Genomic DNA, 870 nt, shown 5'->3' with positions numbered 1-870 from the left:
CGTTGGACAATGCCGGATGGCACAACAAGAAGTGTTGACCTTGACAAGGAGTTTGAACTGAAGCATAAGGGCACTCGATACGCGAAGGACTTCGCGCTTTTTTTAAAGAGGGCGAATGGACTCTGAAACGATAACCGCTCGTCAGATTGGTTATACGTACATGATTAACAGCTCCACGTTTGCCAAAAGATACAAGGACGCCCTGAGTAACTTCGAGACGTGGGAGCAGAAGGATCACGCATCCAAGTGGATTCTTATTCCGCAAAACGTAGGTAAGGAACAAGGCATAGACGAGACCTCCCTCCAGGGCGAACTGTACACTATCGTTCACAACAAGGATGCCCATGGTCGCAAGGGTGCAATCATAGCAGTAGTCAAGGGAACGAATCCTGCTGACGTACTGAAGGTTCTCATGCAACTACCTGCAGATAAGCGTGAAATGGTTGAGAATATCACGATGGATCTCTCAGATTGCATGCGTGTCATAGCCCGAGAGGCATTCCCTAAAGCCACAGTCATACGTGACTGCTTCCATGTCGTAAAACGCGGTGGAGAGGGCTGCGAAGAGATACGCCTGCGCCTGAAACGAAAAGCCGTAAAGGAGGTGAACAGACAGAAGGCAGAGTTTCGCAAACACCTCGAAAATCTGGCAGCGCAGAGAAAGGCTTACCGCGAGCGAATGAGGAAAAGGCATGGGAAGAACTGGAAGAAGAGCAAGCGCGGAAGAAAGCCTATGAGGCTGAACACTCGCTTTGAACCCAAAAGGCTTGAAAATGGCGAGACTCTTGTAGAGGCACAGACACGATGTCGCAAGCAATTGTCCATGAGCCGAGAGAAGTGGAGCGCAACGCAGAAAAAGCGTGCGAAGAT

General features: G+C 49.9%; 1 protein-coding gene. It reads left to right on the top strand.

Features of this window, described 5'->3' with window-relative positions; genetic code table 11:
* Positions 1-115: 115 nt before the first annotated feature.
* Positions 116-870 (top strand): transposase (locus tag KM934_RS12840; protein WP_215761021.1); only part of this gene is annotated, 755 nt, incomplete at its 3' end.

Source organism: Hallella faecis, assembly GCF_018789675.1.
Taxonomy (GTDB): Bacteria; Bacteroidota; Bacteroidia; order Bacteroidales; family Bacteroidaceae; genus Prevotella; species Prevotella faecis.
Note: the sequence above shows the minus strand (reverse complement) of the source record. Positions and strands in the feature narration are given on the sequence as shown.